The organism is Pseudomonas sp. FP1762 (genome assembly GCF_030687105.1).
GTDB classification, from domain to species: Bacteria; Pseudomonadota; Gammaproteobacteria; order Pseudomonadales; family Pseudomonadaceae; genus Aquipseudomonas; species Aquipseudomonas siliginis.
This window is the reverse complement of record NZ_CP117458.1, coordinates 694,805-712,779: the sequence shown is the minus strand read 5'-3', so window position 1 is coordinate 712,779 and position 17,975 is coordinate 694,805. Positions and strand designations below refer to the sequence as shown.

Genomic DNA, 17,975 nt, shown 5'->3' with positions numbered 1-17,975 from the left:
TAACAGCCAAGCGGTGTGTCCACTTTGCCGGCGACCTGGCGTAAACTGCGCGCTTTTGCAGCTTCGGGCTGCCCCACAGATTTTCAAAGGTGCCCGCCATGCCTTGGCTGCAAGTCCGTCTCGCCATCACCCCGGAACAAGCCGAAACCTACGAGGACGCATTCCTCGAAGTCGGCGCCGTGTCGGTGACTTTCATGGACGCCGAAGACCAGCCGATCTTCGAACCGGAACTCAACACCACGCCGCTGTGGTCGCACACCCACTTGCTGGCGCTGTTCGAAGGCGGTACCGAACCGGAGCCGGTTCTGGCCCATCTGGAATTGCTGACCGGCAGCCCGTTGCCCGAACATCACAGCGAAGTCATCGAAGACCAGGACTGGGAACGCAGCTGGATGGACGGTTTCGAGCCGATGCGTTTCGGCCAGCGTCTGTGGATCGTGCCAAGCTGGCACGCCGCGCCCGAGCCTGATGCGGTCAACCTGCTGCTGGACCCGGGCCTGGCGTTCGGCACCGGCACCCACCCGACCACCGCACTGTGCCTGGAATGGCTCGACGGTCAGGATCTGAAAGGCTGTCACGTGCTCGACTTCGGCTGTGGCTCGGGGATTCTGGCGATTGCCGCCCTGTTGCTCGGCGCCAAGGAAGCTGTGGGCACCGACATCGACGTACAGGCACTGGAAGCCTCGCGCGACAACGCTGGGCGCAACAACATTGCCGATGAGCTGTTCCCGCTGTACCTGCCCGAAGATCTGCCGCAGGTTCCGGCCGACGTGCTGGTCGCCAACATTCTCGCCGGCCCGCTGGTGTCGCTGGCGCCGCAGCTGTCCAGCCTGGTCAAGAGCGGTGGGCGCCTGGCGCTGTCGGGCATCCTCGCCGAGCAGGGCGAAGAAGTAGCGGCAGCTTATGCGCAGGACTTCGAACTCGACCCGATCGCCAATCGCGATGGCTGGGTGCGCATCACCGGGCGTCGGCGCTAAAATGACCGCTTGCCTGAACCGGATCGCCGCATGACCGACAGTTTCGTCACCCAATGCCCGCATTGCCAGACCAGTTTCCGCGTCAACCATGCTCAATTGAGCGTGGCGCGCGGGGTGGTTCGTTGCGGCTCCTGCCTGCAAGTGTTCAATGCCGCCAAGCAGCTGCTCGAACAACATTCCGGCAAGGACACGGTGACGCCGGTCGCACCAGCGCTGCCTGAAGCGCCCGCGCCTGTCAGCGATTCTGCGGTCGTCGAACAGATCCCCGCACCGCGCGCCATCAGCCAGAAGCAATGGAGCGCGTCGGAACTGGATCTGGACAGCCTCGATCTGGACGAAGAACTCGCCCGCCTCGAACAGCGCGAAATCCAGCCGGCCGCCGAATTCGGCCGTACCCGCGAAGAATCCTTGAGCGCCCGACGCGACAGCCCGGAGCCGGACGAAGGCACATGGCCCGACAGCCTGTTCAGCGAGCCTGCGGATGAGCGCAGCGTAGCGCCGGATATCGAACCGGATATCGACGGCATCGAAACCCTCGAACCCGAGCGCACCGAACCTTCGCTGTCGCTGGAGCCGGTGGATCTGGATGACGAGCCGCCGATCCCGCAACTGCGCCTGCACGATCCGATCGATCCCAACGCCCGCCGCGAACGCCTGTCAGCCAGCGACGACAACGATGACGACGATCTGCCATTGATCACTTCGCCGCGCAAAAAACGCGAACGGGCCGAGCCCGGGGTGCGCGCCGAGGTCCTGCAGGATCTGACCGACGACCCGCTGCAACTGGACTGGCAGCAGCGCCGCTCGCCCTGGGGCCGGCGCCTGCTCTGGCTGGTGCTGGTGGTGTTGGCGGCCGGCGGCCTTGCCGCCCAGTACATCGCCTATCACTTCGAGGAACTGGCGCGGCAGGATCAATACCGACCGTGGTTCCAGCAGATCTGCCCGCAGATCGGCTGCACCGTGCCGTCGAAAGTCGATATCGGCAAAATCAAGAGCAGCAATCTGGTGGTGCGCAGCCATCCCGATTTCAGCGGGGCGCTGGTGGTCGACGCGATCATTTACAACCGGGCGACGTTTTCCCAGCCGTTCCCTTTGCTCGAACTGCGCTTCGCCGACCTCAACGGTCATCTGATCGCCAGTCGTCGCTTCAAACCCGGCGAGTATCTGAGCGGCGATCTCGAAGGCCTCGCGGAAATGCCGCCGCAGACGCCGATCCACATCGCCCTGGATATTCTCGATCCGGGGCCGAAAGCGGTGAATTACAGCCTGAACTTCCACTCACCGGAGTGAACCGCTTCAGCGTTTCTCGATTGACGGCATTTTTCTGACTGGATCGCGGCCAACCAAACCGTTGGCGATAACAGAATAACTGTTCAGATTTTGTTCAATTCAGCCTTTAACCAGTCATCGAGAGCGGGTATCATGCCCACCCTTTTTCGAACTCTCATGATCCGGCCCCACTTCAGGGAAGTCCTATGTCGGCGGTACGCATCGGCCCATATACATTGCAGAACGGTTTGATTCTCGCCCCGATGGCGGGCGTCACCGACCAGCCTTTTCGTCAGCTGTGCAAGCGTCTGGGCGCAGGGCTTGTAGTCTCGGAAATGGTCACCAGTGACATGAGCCTGTGGAATACCCGCAAGTCGCGCATGCGCATGATCCACGAAGGCGATCCCGAGCCGCGCTCGGTGCAGATCGCCGGTGGCGACGCGCAGATGCTGGCCGATGCGGCACGGGCCAACGTCGAACTGGGCGCACAGATTATCGATATCAACATGGGCTGTCCGGCCAAAAAGGTCTGCAACAAGGCCGCCGGCTCCGCGTTGCTGAAAGACGAAGCACTGGTGACCGAGATCCTCCAGGCCGTAGTGGCCGCGGTTGATGTGCCGGTCACCCTGAAGATCCGCACCGGCTGGGATCGCGAAAACAAGAACGGTCTGAACGTGGCGAAGATCGCCGAACAGGCCGGGATCACAGCGCTGGCCGTGCATGGCCGCACCCGCGCCGATCTGTACACAGGGGAAGCCGAGTACGACACGATTGCCGCGATCAAGCAGGCCGTGTCGATCCCGGTGTTTGCCAACGGCGATATCGATTCGCCGGAAAAGGCCCGATACGTGCTTGATGCGACCGGTGCCGATGGCCTGCTGATAGGCCGGGCCGCTCAAGGGCGGCCATGGATTTTTCGCGAGATCGATCATTTCCTGCGTACCGGCGAGAAATTGCCGGCGCCGGAACTGAGCGAAGTGGAACGCATCCTGCTGGAGCATCTGGCTGCCCTTCACGCCTTTTATGGTGACGTGATGGGCGTGCGCATTGCCCGCAAGCATGTGGGCTGGTATCTCGCAACCTTGCCGGGCGCCAGGGAGTTTCGCGCCCGTTTCAATCGTTTGGATGGTACGGAAACACAATGCGCCGACGTTCGGGAGTTCTTCGCCGAGCGTTACAAGAGCCTGACAGGGGACGAAGAAGGGGTGGCCGCATGACGATGATGACCGAGACTTTAGTGAGTGGAACAACACCCGTGAGCGACAACGTGAATTTGAAACAGCACCTCAACACGCCGAGCGAAGAAGGCCAGACCCTTCGCGGGAGTGTCGAGAAGGCGCTGCACAATTATTTCGCCCACCTTGAGGGCGCGTCCGTCACGGATGTGTACAACCTGGTGCTGTCCGAAGTCGAGGCGCCCCTGCTCGAAAGCGTGATGAACTACGTCAAGGGCAACCAGACCAAGGCCAGTGAGCTGCTGGGACTGAACCGCGGCACGCTGCGCAAGAAACTCAAGCAGTACGATCTGCTGTAAGCATTCAATCAAACCAGAAAGGCGCCCGCGTAAAAAACGGTCGCCTTTTTTGCTGACTTCCTTTGCTTTTGATGGAAATTGAGATGACCGACCAGACTACCCGCCTGCCGATCCGCCGCGCCTTGATCAGCGTTTCCGACAAGACCGGGATCCTCGAATTCGCCAAGGAGCTCGAAGCTTTGGGCGTCGAGATCCTCTCCACCGGCGGAACGTTCAAGCTGCTGCGTGACAACGGCGTTGCCGCAGTGGAAGTCGCGGATTACACCGGTTTCGCCGAGATGATGGACGGTCGGGTGAAAACCCTGCACCCGAAAATCCACGGCGGCATCCTCGGTCGTCGCGGTACTGACGACGCGATCATGAACGAGCACGGCATCAAGCCGATCGATCTGGTAGCGGTCAACCTGTACCCGTTCGAAGCGACCATCAACAAGCCAGGCTGCGACCTGCCGACCGCCATCGAGAACATCGATATCGGCGGCCCGACCATGGTCCGTTCGGCAGCGAAAAACCACAAAGACGTGGCCATCGTGGTGAATGCCAGCGATTACGCCAACGTTCTGGAAAATCTCAAGGCCGGCGGCCTGACCTACGCTCAGCGTTTCGACCTGATGCTCAAGGCCTTCGAACACACCGCCGCCTACGACGGCATGATCGCCAACTACATGGGCACCGTGAACCAGGCCGCTGAAACCCTGAGCACTGAAGGTCGCAGCGAATTCCCGCGCACGTTCAACAGCCAGTTCATCAAGGCTCAGGAAATGCGCTACGGCGAGAACCCGCACCAGAGCGCGGCGTTCTACGTGGAAGCCAGGCCGGCCGAAGTCGGCATCGCCACCGCCACCCAGTTGCAAGGCAAGGAACTGTCGTACAACAACGTCGCTGACACCGATGCCGCGCTGGAATGCGTGAAGAGCTTCGTCAAGCCAGCCTGCGTGATCGTCAAGCACGCCAACCCGTGCGGCGTGGCGGTCAGCCCGGATGCCGAAGGCGGCATCCGCCAGGCTTACGAACTGGCCTACGCCACCGACACCGAGTCGGCGTTCGGCGGCATCATCGCCTTCAACCGTGAACTGGATGCCGAGACCGCCAAAGCGATCGTCGAGCGCCAGTTCGTTGAAGTGATCATCGCCCCATCGGTCAGCGAAGAAGCCCGCGCCATCGTCGCGGCCAAAGCCAACGTACGCCTGCTGGCCTGCGGCGAGTGGTCGGCTGAGCGCGCCGCTGCCTGGGATTACAAGCGCGTCAACGGTGGCCTGCTGGTGCAGAGCCGTGATATCGGCATGATCAGCGCCGATGACCTGAAAGTGGTGACCAAGCGCGCGCCGACCGAACAGGAAATCCACGACCTGATCTTCGCCTGGAAAGTCGCCAAGTACGTCAAATCCAACGCCATCGTTTACGCCAAGAACCGCCAGACCATCGGTGTCGGCGCCGGCCAGATGAGCCGCGTCAACTCGGCACGCATCGCCGCGATCAAGGCTGAGCACGCCGGTTTGCAGGTGGCCGGTTCGGTCATGGCGTCCGACGCGTTTTTCCCGTTCCGCGACGGTCTGGACAATGCGGCCAAGGTCGGCATCACTGCGGTGATCCAGCCGGGCGGCTCGATGCGTGACAACGAAGTGATTGCTGCTGCTGATGAAGCCGGCATCGCAATGGTCTTCACCGGCATGCGCCACTTCCGTCACTGATACACCGATTCAAATGTGGGAGCGAGCCTGCTCGCGAATGCAATCTGCCAGCGACGTTGACGTTGACTGACACACCGCTTTCGCGAGCAGGCTCGCTCCCACATAAAGCGCTCCAGCAGCGCCTGACAGATTTTTGAGGTTTTTGAAATGAATGTTTTGATCATTGGCAGCGGTGGCCGTGAACACGCTCTGGCCTGGAAAGTGGCTCAGGATCCGCGTGTGCAGAAGGTTTTCGTTGCACCGGGCAACGCTGGCACCGCCATTGAAGCCAAGTGCGAGAACGTTGCCATCGACGTGTTGGCGCTGGAGCAACTGGCCGACTTCGCGGAAAAGAACGTTTCCCTGACCATCGTCGGCCCGGAAGTGCCGCTGGTGGCCGGCGTGGTCGATCTGTTCCGCTCCCGTGGCCTGGACTGCTTCGGTCCGACTGCCGGTGCTGCGCAACTGGAAGGCTCGAAAGCCTTCACCAAGGATTTCCTCGCCCGCCACAAGATCCCGACCGCCGATTACCAGAATTTCACCGAGATCGAGCCGGCCCTGGCTTATCTGCGTGAGAAAGGCGCGCCGATCGTGATCAAGGCCGATGGCCTGGCTGCCGGCAAAGGCGTGATCGTCGCCATGACCCTGGCCGAAGCCGAAGACGCCGTGCGTGACATGCTCGCTGGCAACTCGTTTGGCGACGCCGGTTCACGCGTGGTGATCGAAGAATTCCTCGACGGCGAAGAAGCTTCGTTCATCGTCATGGTCGACGGCAAGAACGTGCTGCCGATGGCCACCAGCCAGGATCACAAACGCGTCGGCGACGGCGACAGCGGCCCGAATACTGGCGGCATGGGTGCTTATTCCCCTGCCCCGGTGGTCACCGCCGACGTGCACCAGCGCGTGATGGATCAGGTGATCTGGCCGACCGTGCGCGGCATGGCCGAGGAAGGCAACGTCTACACTGGCTTCCTATATGCCGGTCTGATGATCGACAAGGCCGGTAACCCGAAAGTCATCGAGTTCAACTGCCGCTTCGGCGATCCGGAAACCCAACCGGTGATGCTGCGTCTGCAATCGAGCCTGGTGCTGCTGGTTGAAGCCGCGTTGGCGCAGGCACTGGACAAAATTGAAGCACAGTGGGATCCGCGTCCGAGCGTTGGCATCGTTCTGGCTGCTGGCGGCTACCCGGGCGACTACGCCAAAGGCGCAGCGATCAACGGTCTGGACGCGGCGGCAGCTCTGGAAGGTAAAGTCTTCCACGCCGGCACCGCGTTGAAGGACGGTCAGGTCGTCACTGCCGGTGGTCGTGTACTGTGTGCCACTGCCATGGGCGCCACCGTGGGTGAAGCTCAGCAGCAGGCCTACAAACTTGCCTCGGCAATCGACTGGGAAGGCTGCTTCTACCGCAAGGACATCGGCTACCGCGCCATTGCCCGTGAACGCGGCGAAACCCAGGAGTAAGCGATCCATCAGGCCCGGCGCGGGATGCCATTCCTCGCCGGGCTGTTCGGTCGTCGCGCATCGTTATATTCTGGCATCAACCTACGAAGGGATTTCGCCGTGCGCTGGCTCAGGATTGCCATAAGCTTCACCGTCACGCTGATGACCTTGCTCTGCATGCTTCCGGCCCAGGCCGCGCAAGGCAGTGGCTGGTCGGTATTGCTTGACGATCAGGGCATCCTGCAACTGAGCGACATCCGCTCCGCTCGCTATACCAATCAATTCAGCCCCATCGAGCTTGACCGTCTGACCGCGGCCGAACCCGAGGGCGCCCTGTGGCTGCGCTTCAAACTGGCGCCGGGCAAGCACGAACAAGTGCTGCGCATCTTTGCCCCCGACCTGTCCCAACTCAATCTCTACGTGCTCGACGGCGACCGGCTGATCGAGCAACGCAATACCGGCAACGAACGGCCGCAGGCCGAACATCCTTTGCCAAGCAGCGATTTCATGCTGCCCCTGCCCCAGGCCGACAAGCCGCTGGACGTCTACGTGCGCATGGTCTCCGGCCATCAGTTGCGCCCGCACATCACCCTGCAAGCGGCGGTCGAAGGCGCAGCCGATCAGAAGCAGACGCTGATTTTCGGCCTGCTATTCGGCTGCCTCGCCATGCTCCTGCTGCACAACCTGGTGCGCTACGCCTACTCGCGCTCGCGCAGCAGTCTGTGGCTGGCGATCTGTGAAGGCCTGCTCGGACTGAGTCTGTTCCTGTTGCTCAATCTCGCCGGTCCGTGGTTGCCGAACTGGCAAGCCATTCAGACGCCGGGCGCTTATCTGGCATTGCTGCTGACGGCTCCAGCCGGATTGATGTACGCCCTGCGCTTCTTTGCACCACTGGGCCAGCATCCGCTGAACAAACTGCTGTGGGGCGACATTCTGTTGATCGTCACGTGCAGCCTGTTGCTGCTGTTCGTCAACACCTTGCCGCTGAACATCATCACCTACGCATTGGTCGCATTGGCCGGTCTGAGCATGTTGCTGGTGGGTTTCTATCACTGGCAGAAGGGCTATCGCCCGGCGCGTCTGTTCGTCGCCGCCATGATCGTGTTCAACATCGGCACCCTGGTTATCCTGCCGGCGCTACTGGGGCTGACCCTGGTCACGCCGCAAGGCCTGATCATGACGTTGATGTTGTTCATCTGCATCAGCGGTCTGCTGATGAGCGTCGCCTTGGGCGAGCGACAGCGCAGCATCACTGAAAGTCGTTTCAGCATCAGCCGCGACCTGGCGGCAAGCAACGCCGAAATCAACGCCAAAGCCGAATTCCTCGCCAAGATCAGCCACGAAATCCGCACACCGATGAACGGCGTACTGGGCATGACCGAGCTGCTGCTGGGCACGCCGCTGTCGGTCAAGCAACGCGATTACGTGCAGACCATCCACAGCGCCGGCAACGAACTGCTGACCCTGATCAACGAGATCCTCGACATCTCCAAGCTCGAATCCGGGCAGATCGAACTTGATGACGTGCAGTTCGACCTCAACGCCTTGATCGATGATTGCCTGAGCATCTACCGGGCCAAGGCCGAACAACAGAACGTCGAGCTGATCAGCTTCATCCAGCCGCAAGTGCCACGGGTGATCAGCGGCGATCCGACGCGCCTGCGCCAGACCTTGCTGAGCCTGCTGGAAAACGCCCTGAAGAAAACCGAAGAAGGCGAAGTGCTGATCGTCGTTGCACTGGACGAGCGCAGCAGCAAGCCGCGCCTGCGCATTGCCGTGCAGGACAGCGGCGTGCCGATGGAGTCGGAAGAGCGCGAAGCGCTGTTGCACGCCGAATTGCACAGCAAGCACTTCCTCTCGGCCAATCGTCTGGGCGGCAATCTCGGCCTGGTGATTGCGCGCCAACTGATCCGCCTGATGCAAGGCGAGTTCGGCATCAAGAGCGGCGCCACCCAGGGCAGCACTTTGTGGCTGACCTTGCCACTGGACCCGGATCGCCTCGAACATCCGACCTCCGACCTCGACAGCCCGCTGCAAGGCGCGCGGGTATTGGTGGTCGACGACAACGACACTTGCCGCAAAGTGCTGGTGCAGCAGTGCAGCGCCTGGGGCCTGAATGTCAGCGCCGTGCCGTCGGGCAAGGAAGCGCTGGCGCTGCTGCGCACCAAGGCGCATCTGCGCGATTACTTCGACGTGGTCCTGCTCGACCAGAACATGCCCGGCATGACCGGCATGCAACTGGCAGCGAAGATCAAGGAAGACCCGAGCCTGAACCACGACATTCTGCTGATCATGCTCACCGGCATCAGCAACGCGCCGAGCAAGATCATTGCGCGCAATTCGGGGATCAAACGAATACTGGCCAAACCGGTGGCCGGCTATACGCTCAAGACCACGCTGGCTGACGAGCTCAATCAACGCAACAAGGGCCAGGTCGCGTTCCAGCCGCAGGTCGTTACGGCGGCCACAGCGGCCAAAGTGCCCAGCGACTTCCGCATCCTTGTCGCCGAAGACAACACCATTTCGACCAAAGTGATCCGTGGCATGCTCGGCAAGCTCAACCTGCAACCGGACACCGCGAGCAATGGTGAAGAAGCGCTGCAAGCGATGAAGGCCCAGCGTTACGACCTGGTGCTGATGGACTGCGAAATGCCGATCCTTGATGGCTTCTCCGCCACTCAGCAACTGCGCGCCTGGGAAGTCAGCAATCAGCGCATCCGCACACCGGTTGTAGCCCTCACCGCGCACATCCTCGCCGAACACAAGGAGCGCGCCCGGCAGGCCGGCATGGACGGGCACATGTCCAAACCGGTCGAGCTCTCCCAGTTGCGCGAGTTGATCGAACACTGGGTTGCCCAGCGCGATCAGCAGAACCGGGCCACGACCCAGCCGTCGTAAACCGACAGAATCTGCGGTGCCTGATAGACTCCCCCCCGACTCCATCGCCAGTGAGCTTGCATCATGCTCCATGTGTTGTTCAGCGTTTATCTGAAGATGCTGGTGCTCTACAGCCCGTTCTTCGTGTTGTCGTGCTTTATCAGCCTGACCCGTGGCTATTCGCGCAAGGAACAGCGGCGTCTGGCGTGGAAGGTCGCCCTCGCCACACTGATTTCCAGTGTGCTGCTCTATTTGTTCGGGCGGGTGATTTTCGATGTCTTCGGCATCACCGTAGACGCCTTCCGCATCGGTGCCGGCAGCGTGTTGTTCATTTCCGCGCTGGGCATGGCTCAGGGCAAACCGGCGGTGCAGGCCGACAATGTGCAGCAGGACGTGACCATCGTGCCGCTGACCATCCCGCTGACGGTCGGCCCCGGCACCATCGGCGCCTTGCTGGTAATGGGTGTCAGCCAGCCGCACTGGGACGACAAGCTCACTGCAATCATGAGCATCGCCCTGGCCAGTTTTACTGTCGGAGTGGTGCTGTATCTGTCCAATCGCATCGAGCGGATTCTCGGCGATCAGGGCTTGCAGATTGTCAGCCGCTTGATGGGGTTGTTTGTTTGCGCACTGGCCGCGCAGATCATTTTTACCGGCGTGAAAGGTTATCTGGTGCCTTGAGTATTGTTGCCGCGCAACCGCCACAACGAAACGCCGCGTACGGTCACCGTTCGCGGCGTTTTGCTGTGCGGAGCGACCTCAGCGCAGCGCTGCGATCACCGCTGTCAGGCTGACCGTGGCCTCTGCGCCGCGCACAGTGGCAAACGCTTCCAGCCCTTGAGCCAGCGTGAACGTGTGTGGCCGCCCGGCAATGGGCAGCATCAGTAGCAGTGGGCGTTGTCCGTCGAAATTACGCAAGATCAGACTGTGCCCGGAGTCCGGATCGGTCAGTACCACACCGTCATCGACCCGTGACATCCACCAATGCCCGCACTCGTCCAGATCCAGATCCAGCAGGCAAGGTTCTGCCGTTTCAGCATCCGAAGCCTGTCGTCCATCGACCACGATGCAGTCCAACCGCTGGAAGGACGCTTGCGCCAGCCGATAACCCGAGGTCTGCGCACCGAAAGTCAGCAGCAGCCTGGCAACGCCATCGGGCAACAATGTTTCGATCTCTGTGATGTCATCACCTACCTCAAGCACCATGACCTCGGCGTCGCGATGGGCAAAACTGTCGGGCAGCCAGACGCCGTCGTTCGGGCCGGCGCTGAAAATCAACTGGTCGACCGGGTCGAACAGCATCGGCTGCTTCGACCCGCGCGTACCGAGGAATGCCGACCACTGTCCGTCACTGCGCCCGGACAGATCAAACAGCCGGTCAAGTTGCGGCAGGTAATACAGATAGCGTCCGGTTGCGCTTGCCACTTGTATGACAGGCGCGTGGGCATGCCCGTGCAACAATGCTCGCAGGCGTGCACGTAACTGTTGATCGCTCTGCCCCGGCACATGAGACCAGCGATTTTCCACGCCAACGATCATTGCCGGCTGGTTATCCAGCAATTGCAGATGCACCCCATCAAGGGTCTGCGCAACCAGCCCTTCACCCTGGCGCCGCACCTCAGCAAAAGTCCATGACGTCCAGACCTTTTCAGGCCTGTCGAGCACCTCCGGTTTCAGCAAACGATGGCCAGCGGCAAACACTCCCCGCAATGCTTCGATCGCCACCAGCGGCTGGCGATAAAGTTGTCCGGCGCTGACCTCAAGCAACCAGACAGCGCTTTGATCCGGGGTCAGACCGAGCAGCGCCAGCTCCTTGCCCTGACCGATATCGGCCACAGCGACTTTGCCATCGACACACCACACAGTCAGGAACGCCTGACCTGCCCCATCTCGTAAACCGAAGACCGGGAACGGCAGCAACGCTGCGACCGTGGCCAGCGAGGGCAATGCGCTCAACCAATCGGGATTTCGCTGCAGCCAGCGCTGCCCAACGCCGGCGAACCGGAGAATCGAGGGTTTATCGGCCTGATCGAGCCATGCCTCATCGCTTCTGTGCGCAAGGGAAGGTACCCCGTACTGAAACACAATCACCTCGTCGATCGCTGCCGCTGCCGGCACGTCGACGATATCGACCTCGAACAGACGGCCGTCGTCCTTGGTGGCGATGAAACGCTGATTGATCTGAGTGACCTCCACCACATCGCGCTCGATCACCACATTCTGCCCATGACCGACACGGGGTTCGATGCCGCGGCTGATCGTCCGCTCCTGCTGGCTATAGAACAGCACCGCGTTGTTTTCAGGGCTGGACGGCATCAGCATCAACAAGTCTTCGGGCCAGGACAGGTCTTGCCTGGCCTCAATGCACTTGCCCGTCGTCTTGTTCAGCCAAGCCCTGTCGCGCAACTGCGACCCGGCATAGCCCTCGACAACAATGAACGGAGCACAAGACCAATCACTGCTGCTGGCGGCCATGTCTGACGAGACGCTCATGTCCGGGGCATCGGCTTGTCGAAGCGCTTCACGCGGCTCGAACCGATAGTCCTCGGCGGCAAAAGCGATCTGGCAAGCGGTCAGTTCTACATGCTGCCCGCTAATCCGGTACTCGACCGTGGTGGTGCCATGCAACGCTTCTGCCGTCAGCTTCTGCGCAATCCGCAGCGCTCCATCGGCTTGTTGTCGGCAGCCGATGATGGTCGAACCTGTACGTGGATTTTTCAGACGGTAGCGATGCTGGACAGTGCCGGTCAGCACATCGACCCGCCATACCGATGGATGATCGGGATGGTAGAACCACGCATGGCCGGCGTTGACGCCTGCCAGAACCACACCCTCGTTCACCTCCTGCGGCAGGTTACGCGCGAACAGCACCCGATCCCGCGCAGTGTCGTAATAGCCGGTAGTCACCACTGGCCGGTTCGGCGAATCGAACGGCACTCTGAAGTTACGCAACGGCAAATAGGCTGCGGTCAGTTGCCCGCTTGCGACCTGAGCGCGCAAATAGCGCTGCACCGGCGCAGGGATGCCGCTGGCGGTCATGTTGGCGCTACGCAGTTGAGTCGCAGCGTTGTTTTCGTAGTCGAGGACAACGGCGATCAGATGCAGGCTGCGGCCCGTCCAGTCGATCCGGAACAGCCCCTCGGCCAGCTCGATGACGCCGTCAAAACGATTCAACAAGAGGCCATCGACCAGCATGTCAGGTGCGCTGTCGATGCTGTCCCGTGGTTTTGCACGAAAGCTGACCTGTTCGACCCGGGCCCAGGACGCTTGCACCGTCCAGGTCACCCGTTCCCAGCCCTGTGCTTGTTCGAAATTCACCGCCAGCAGGCCTGGCACCAACCGAATCCGGAATTGCCCCTGCGGTGCGGTGATCCGGTAGGCAATCTTCTCGCGCCACTCTGGTGGCAGGTCCGGAACCACCAGTTGGCTGACCTCTGCGCTCAACTGCACCTTGATCGTCGTGACCATGAATACCGGATGCAGCTTGTAGAGGATGTGTGGCGCAAACGGCGTGCTGAACAGGTAAAACACCCGGTTACCGAGCGCGTCATATTCCAGCTGATGTGCCAGGCGGTCGTGCAACCGCGGGTAGCGGGTTGTTGAAAAGGGCACGGTTCCGGCGCTGCCGAGTTGATATTCGTAGCCGTAGTAACAGATTGGCGAACAAGGCAGCACCACCATCGTGGGCAAAGTACCCCAGACGCTGCCGACAGCAGGACGTTGAAAGGCTATGGGGATGTTGATCGCAGCATGCCGCCTGGCAGGATCATCGTCGTATTGCGGCAATTCCAGTGCACTGCCCTTCCAGGGGTAAAACTTCTGCCCTTCGAACGCCACCCTTCTGCTGCGCAGATCCACCTCGGTAATCACTGCCAGTGCGGGGAACTGCAAGACCGCACCAACGCTTTCGTAAGACTGCTGATAAGCGTCGTGAATCTGCGAGAGGTGCTCGCCGATGGCCGCAGCCTTGTCCATGATCTGCCCGAGATTGCTGGCAATCGCGGTCACCCCGATACCGACGCCCAGTAGCGGCACGGACAGCGCTGCGGCGAACGCGCCCACCGTTCCGCCCGCCGCCAGGGCGACAATATCCAGACCCAGCGCCGCTGTGTTGAACGCCAGGGACGTGGAAAACCGCGCCCGCTGCTCATGATTCTCTGCCTGCGTCAGGTTGTAGATGTCGAAGCCGATATTGGCCGCGGAAAATGCCACTCCGACACCCGTGGCGGCCTGCCCGGCCAGACGTGCGGAGAACGAGGTCTGCTGCAACGCCCGCTCGGCCACCGCTAAATGGCGCACCAACTGGATGACCTGCACCGCATCGCTGGCCACACCAAAGCCCAGCTGTGCATAACTGACGTACACCTGAAGTTGCAGGGCGACGGTCAGTGTCGGCGCTGTATCGCCAGCGCGGTACTCGCGCTGGCGCATTTCACTGATCAGCGTCTGGATCGCAAAGGCGAAACTGAGTCGGCTGCCACCGTCGTGATCAGCCGTCTGACCGGGCCTGGCCGCACCGCCCTGCACGAGTCGTTCGACGTATTGCCTGATTTTCTGAAAGCGCGAATCCCGGGTGCTGACCGTCCGGGCATTTTGCGCATTGCGCAGATCCATCAGCGTAATGCTGTGGCCGCCGTCGGCGTTTTTGCTGTGGGTATCGAGCAACGGCACGTAATCACGCGCCAGGTTGTGCTCACGGCGCAAACGCTCGGTCGCCTGCTCAAGCTCGCTGGCCCAGTAGCGCGCATCCAGTTGCGCCAGGCTGGTGCCCAGTCGAGCGTTTTCCCCAAGAGATCGGGTACGGGCCAGCGCTTGTTTGTGCCAGATCGAGGCTCCCTGCGGATCGGCCAGCGCAACGTTGTGCAGAAAACTGTCCACACGCAGAGCCGATGACAGCTTGCGTTCGGCGATCGCCGCAGTGTCCAGCTCAGTGACGGTGAACTGCGCCGTGGCCATCTCACCCAGACCATAAAGCTTCGCCAGCGCGTTATCGTCTGCGCTCAGATAACGCTCTACGCCACGTTGCAACTGCGCGCCATCGGCAAATCCGTAGAGGGCGAAGTTGGGATCGTAGAAGCGATAGGCCGCGTGCTCACCGGTTCGCACTTTCGCCAGCAGCAGGGCGTGGTCGCCAGTGTCGAGCAGCAGCACCGCAGGCGCCGCACTGGCGTTCAGCGCGGCGATGATGCTGTCCAGGCGTTGCACGCCGCGAACGCTGCCGACCTCGCCGGTGGGCAAGGCGCGCAGTTCGTCCAGCGCACTGCGCAACGCCCGCGAGCCAAGTTCGTCCGGACTCGCGCTGGCGCTGGCGACATGCCCGACCAACGCCCGTTCCGCCGGCTCGCCGGCTGCCACTGCGGCGCCCATCAGCAGCGCCAGCGGATAACAGCGGCGCCCCGGGTCGCCCGCGTTGCGCTGCAACAGATCCTGCGGCAACTGCTTGACTGACACCGCGCCAGCCTTGAAAAAGACGTCACGCACTTGCCCGCTGCGCTGCAGGATCTGCGTGCGAAACTCCCGCTGCGCGCTGTGCTTGATCTGGCCGATACGTTCGCCCCACTGGCGCAGCGTCAGCGGCTCGGACATGGCTTGCACCTTGAGCTCGCGGGTCGTCGATGTGGCCGTCGGCAGCTCGCGTTCAAGTCCGTTTTCGAACGCCGCCGAGCGGCGCTGGCGCACGGCTTTTTCAATCGCATCGTAGCGCGCAAAAGTGCCGTCGCGGTCGGTGGCGATGGCCAGGTCGCGCACCTGTTGCCAGGTATCGGCGAACCCGACATCGTCCACGCTCGTTGCGCCGAAAATCCCCCCGAGCACGACTCGCATCGCGGGGCTCAGTTGTTCCAGCGGCAGCGTACCGTGGGCGATCCGGCTGAACAGTTCGTTGAGATGGCTGACCGATTCCGCACCATGGGAGGTCGGCACAACCACAGGTCCTTGCGCCAGCACTTGCTGACGGGCGTCGAAGTCGATGACCACGGCTTGAGCGAAATTGACCTCCCCGCTCAACTTGTCTCGCATCGCTCGAATGAACGGCTCGCCCAGATCATCCATCAAGCGTTGCAGCACCGCGGTCACCAGCACCGGTTTGCCCTCGACAACGGGCCAGCCGCGCTCGAAGGTCAGGCTTCGATCGCTGAGCAGGTTGGACAAGCGTCCGGCATAACGAGACTTGAGCTTTCCCTCGGCCCACCGGGCGTGTTCCTTCTCCAGCCAGTCTTTTTCCGTGCCCCTGACGATCCAGCCGGAAATGGTTTCCTCTTCGGTATTGACGTTGTAGCCCTCGCGCAGACGCTGTTGCGCCAGCACCTGACGAGTGAAAAACGGATCGCAATTGGCTTCGATATATTCATGTAATCCAGCGAGTGCCGCGCCCGGGCCGGTGAGCGTTACCGTACCCGCCGCGTCATTGCGGATACCGTCCCGATAATAGGTGACAACCGCTTTAAGCAATTGGTAGGCATAAGCTTCATTCCAGCTGGTGAAGTTCGACCTGACCAACATCTCTTCAATGACTGTCGCCGCGACCGTGGTCAGGTTTTCACCGTCGGCCCAACCGGATGCCGAGTTGGCCATGCGCTTTTCAACTTCAGCGAGCACGTCGTAATTGAGCCGAATGACTTGCATGATCGACATCGTCATGCCGCTGCCCGGCTGGGCGATGAAATGAGCGTTCATTTCTTCATTGATTTGCAGCCCCATGCGAAAGCCGTTCTCCGCAGCCTCCACGACTTTTGGCGCTATGAACAGTTCAAGGACGTCGGGTTTGCTGCGAGCAAAATCCTCGAGAAGTTGTTTATGTTGCTCTGGAAGACTGTCGGTCCTGTCGGGGTAATGCTGCGGATCGCGCCCCGGCATCAACTGCGGATTGTTGTTCAACAGAAGTTGCAGGACTGCGATTTTCTGCGTCTGGCTGTAATCGCTGATATCGACACCGCCCAACTTGTCGAGCAGCGGCGGCAGATAATCCATGTCGGTATAACGCCCGCCTTCACGAAATTCCGCCTGCAAGCGCACCACATCGCTCGCTGCAGCGAAGTTGCCGCGCATCGACACTTCGCGGTGGTAGACGTCCGCCAACAAGTCATCGGCAAAGGCGTGAGTGACATCGCGTAATTGCAGATCCGGCCCCACCATCGCCAGATGGCTGTCGAGGCAGCGCTGACGAAAAGCCTGCAGCGACGCGCGGTCCTTGCCATAAGCACGCACCATCAGATCGATGCGTGCTTCATCGGTCCGCCCCTTCCACCTCGGCTGGCTGAGGTAGTCGAACATCTGCTGTTTCAACACCCGTGCACGCTCTTCAATCATCGTCGCCAGTTGCCCGGCATGCTTGAGTGCTGCACCACCGGATGCCATCGCATCAGCCCTGGCGCTGTCGAGAATGACCCGGTTCATCTCGAAAGCCAGCAACGCATCGCTGTCGTACCAAAGGTTGAAGCGGTAACCCTCCGCCGCCATCACCTGGCGCCAGATATTCATGTAATCGCGCTGATTGACCCCGACTTCGCTGCCGCCAACCCAGACGAAATGGATGACTTTCGGCACCGGCCGGGTCGGCCCCGACAACATTTCCACGGTCGTCGAAAGCCGTGACAGATAACGTTGCAGCCCTCGCGCAATGTCATCGACAGCCACCGGAACAGGGGTTTTATTGCGTTTCAACAGCGCTGCAAGTTGCTCTTGAAACAGGCTCGCCAGGTTCAGCAACGACACCGGGTCAGTCGTTTGACCGGCTTGCTGGTAATAGTCGTTCAGCGCTTGATATTGGGGGGTAGCAGAAAGCTCCCGCAATGCTTTTGAGAGTACGGAATACTCTTGCGCAGAAATGAATGCTCGCCCGAACGAGTAATCGTTTTTTAAAGCCATCACACACTCCTTGTTTATTTAATGGCCCATTGACGCGCGCACTCTTGCGCCGCTGCAGAGCGGTAAATTGATTTGAACGACACTCGACAAGTGCTATGAACACAGCACCCTAGTGGGCGAATACGCGCCACACAAACAACAAGGAATACAAAGCTTGTCCCCGGCAATATCTGATAACACCGAAGCATTACGCTGTAACGGCTGCGAAATAATTAGCGGACCGGCGCGACCGTCGGGCAAAAAAAATGGCCCTGCCCTGTGGGACATGACCATTGTTTATTGCTGGTGGAAAACAATTGAAACTTCAATCGGACTTACAACCGCTCAAACTTTCCCAAA

9 protein-coding genes are annotated in these 17,975 nt (G+C 60.9%); 8 read left to right on the top strand and 1 reads right to left on the bottom strand.

The genetic code is table 11. From position 1 onward, the window contains the following. Positions 1–98: 98 nt before the first annotated feature. The 8 genes from prmA to PSH90_RS02955 all read left to right on the top strand — a co-directional run bounded on the left by prmA (position 99) and on the right by PSH90_RS02955 (position 10,451). Complete coding sequence (prmA, locus tag PSH90_RS02990) at positions 99–977, top strand: 50S ribosomal protein L11 methyltransferase (protein ID WP_305382130.1); 879 nt, start codon at positions 99–101, stop codon at positions 975–977. A 30-nt stretch (positions 978–1,007) separates the two neighbouring features. Continuing rightward, positions 1,008–2,267 carry a DUF3426 domain-containing protein gene (locus tag PSH90_RS02985; protein WP_305382129.1) on the top strand — a complete coding sequence of 420 codons (1,260 nt, stop codon included), beginning with the start codon at positions 1,008–1,010 and terminating at the stop codon, positions 2,265–2,267. Positions 2,268–2,452: 185 nt separating this feature from the next. Beyond that, a complete protein-coding gene (dusB, locus tag PSH90_RS02980) occupies positions 2,453–3,463 on the top strand; it encodes a tRNA dihydrouridine synthase DusB (protein WP_016771866.1) in 1,011 nt (336 codons plus the stop codon). Continuing rightward, entirely contained in the window at positions 3,460–3,780 is a 321-nt protein-coding gene (fis, locus tag PSH90_RS02975) for a DNA-binding transcriptional regulator Fis (RefSeq protein ID WP_002555375.1), read from the top strand. The genes dusB and fis overlap by 4 nt, the downstream gene beginning before the upstream one ends. 83 nt (positions 3,781–3,863) lie before the next feature. Then, the gene (gene purH, locus PSH90_RS02970) at positions 3,864–5,471 is read left to right on the top strand and encodes a bifunctional phosphoribosylaminoimidazolecarboxamide formyltransferase/IMP cyclohydrolase (protein ID WP_095180917.1); all 1,608 of its coding nucleotides are present in this window, start codon (positions 3,864–3,866) and stop codon (positions 5,469–5,471) included. Positions 5,472–5,618: 147 nt separating this feature from the next. Beyond that, positions 5,619–6,914: a phosphoribosylamine--glycine ligase gene (gene purD, locus PSH90_RS02965; RefSeq protein WP_095180918.1), complete on the top strand. Its 1,296-nt coding sequence runs from the start codon at positions 5,619–5,621 to the stop codon at positions 6,912–6,914. Positions 6,915–7,013: 99 nt separating this feature from the next. Next, positions 7,014–9,791: a hybrid sensor histidine kinase/response regulator gene (locus tag PSH90_RS02960; RefSeq protein WP_305382128.1), complete on the top strand. Its 2,778-nt coding sequence runs from the start codon at positions 7,014–7,016 to the stop codon at positions 9,789–9,791. Positions 9,792–9,854: 63 nt separating this feature from the next. Further along, a complete protein-coding gene (locus tag PSH90_RS02955) occupies positions 9,855–10,451 on the top strand; it encodes a MarC family protein (protein WP_016771870.1) in 597 nt (198 codons plus the stop codon). Between the two features lie 78 nt (positions 10,452–10,529). Here the strand turns inward: PSH90_RS02955 and PSH90_RS02950 are convergent, their stop codons facing one another. Beyond that, the gene (locus tag PSH90_RS02950) at positions 10,530–17,636 is read right to left on the bottom strand and encodes a TcdA/TcdB pore-forming domain-containing protein (protein WP_305382126.1); all 7,107 of its coding nucleotides are present in this window, start codon (positions 17,634–17,636) and stop codon (positions 10,530–10,532) included. Positions 17,637–17,975 lie beyond the last annotated feature (339 nt).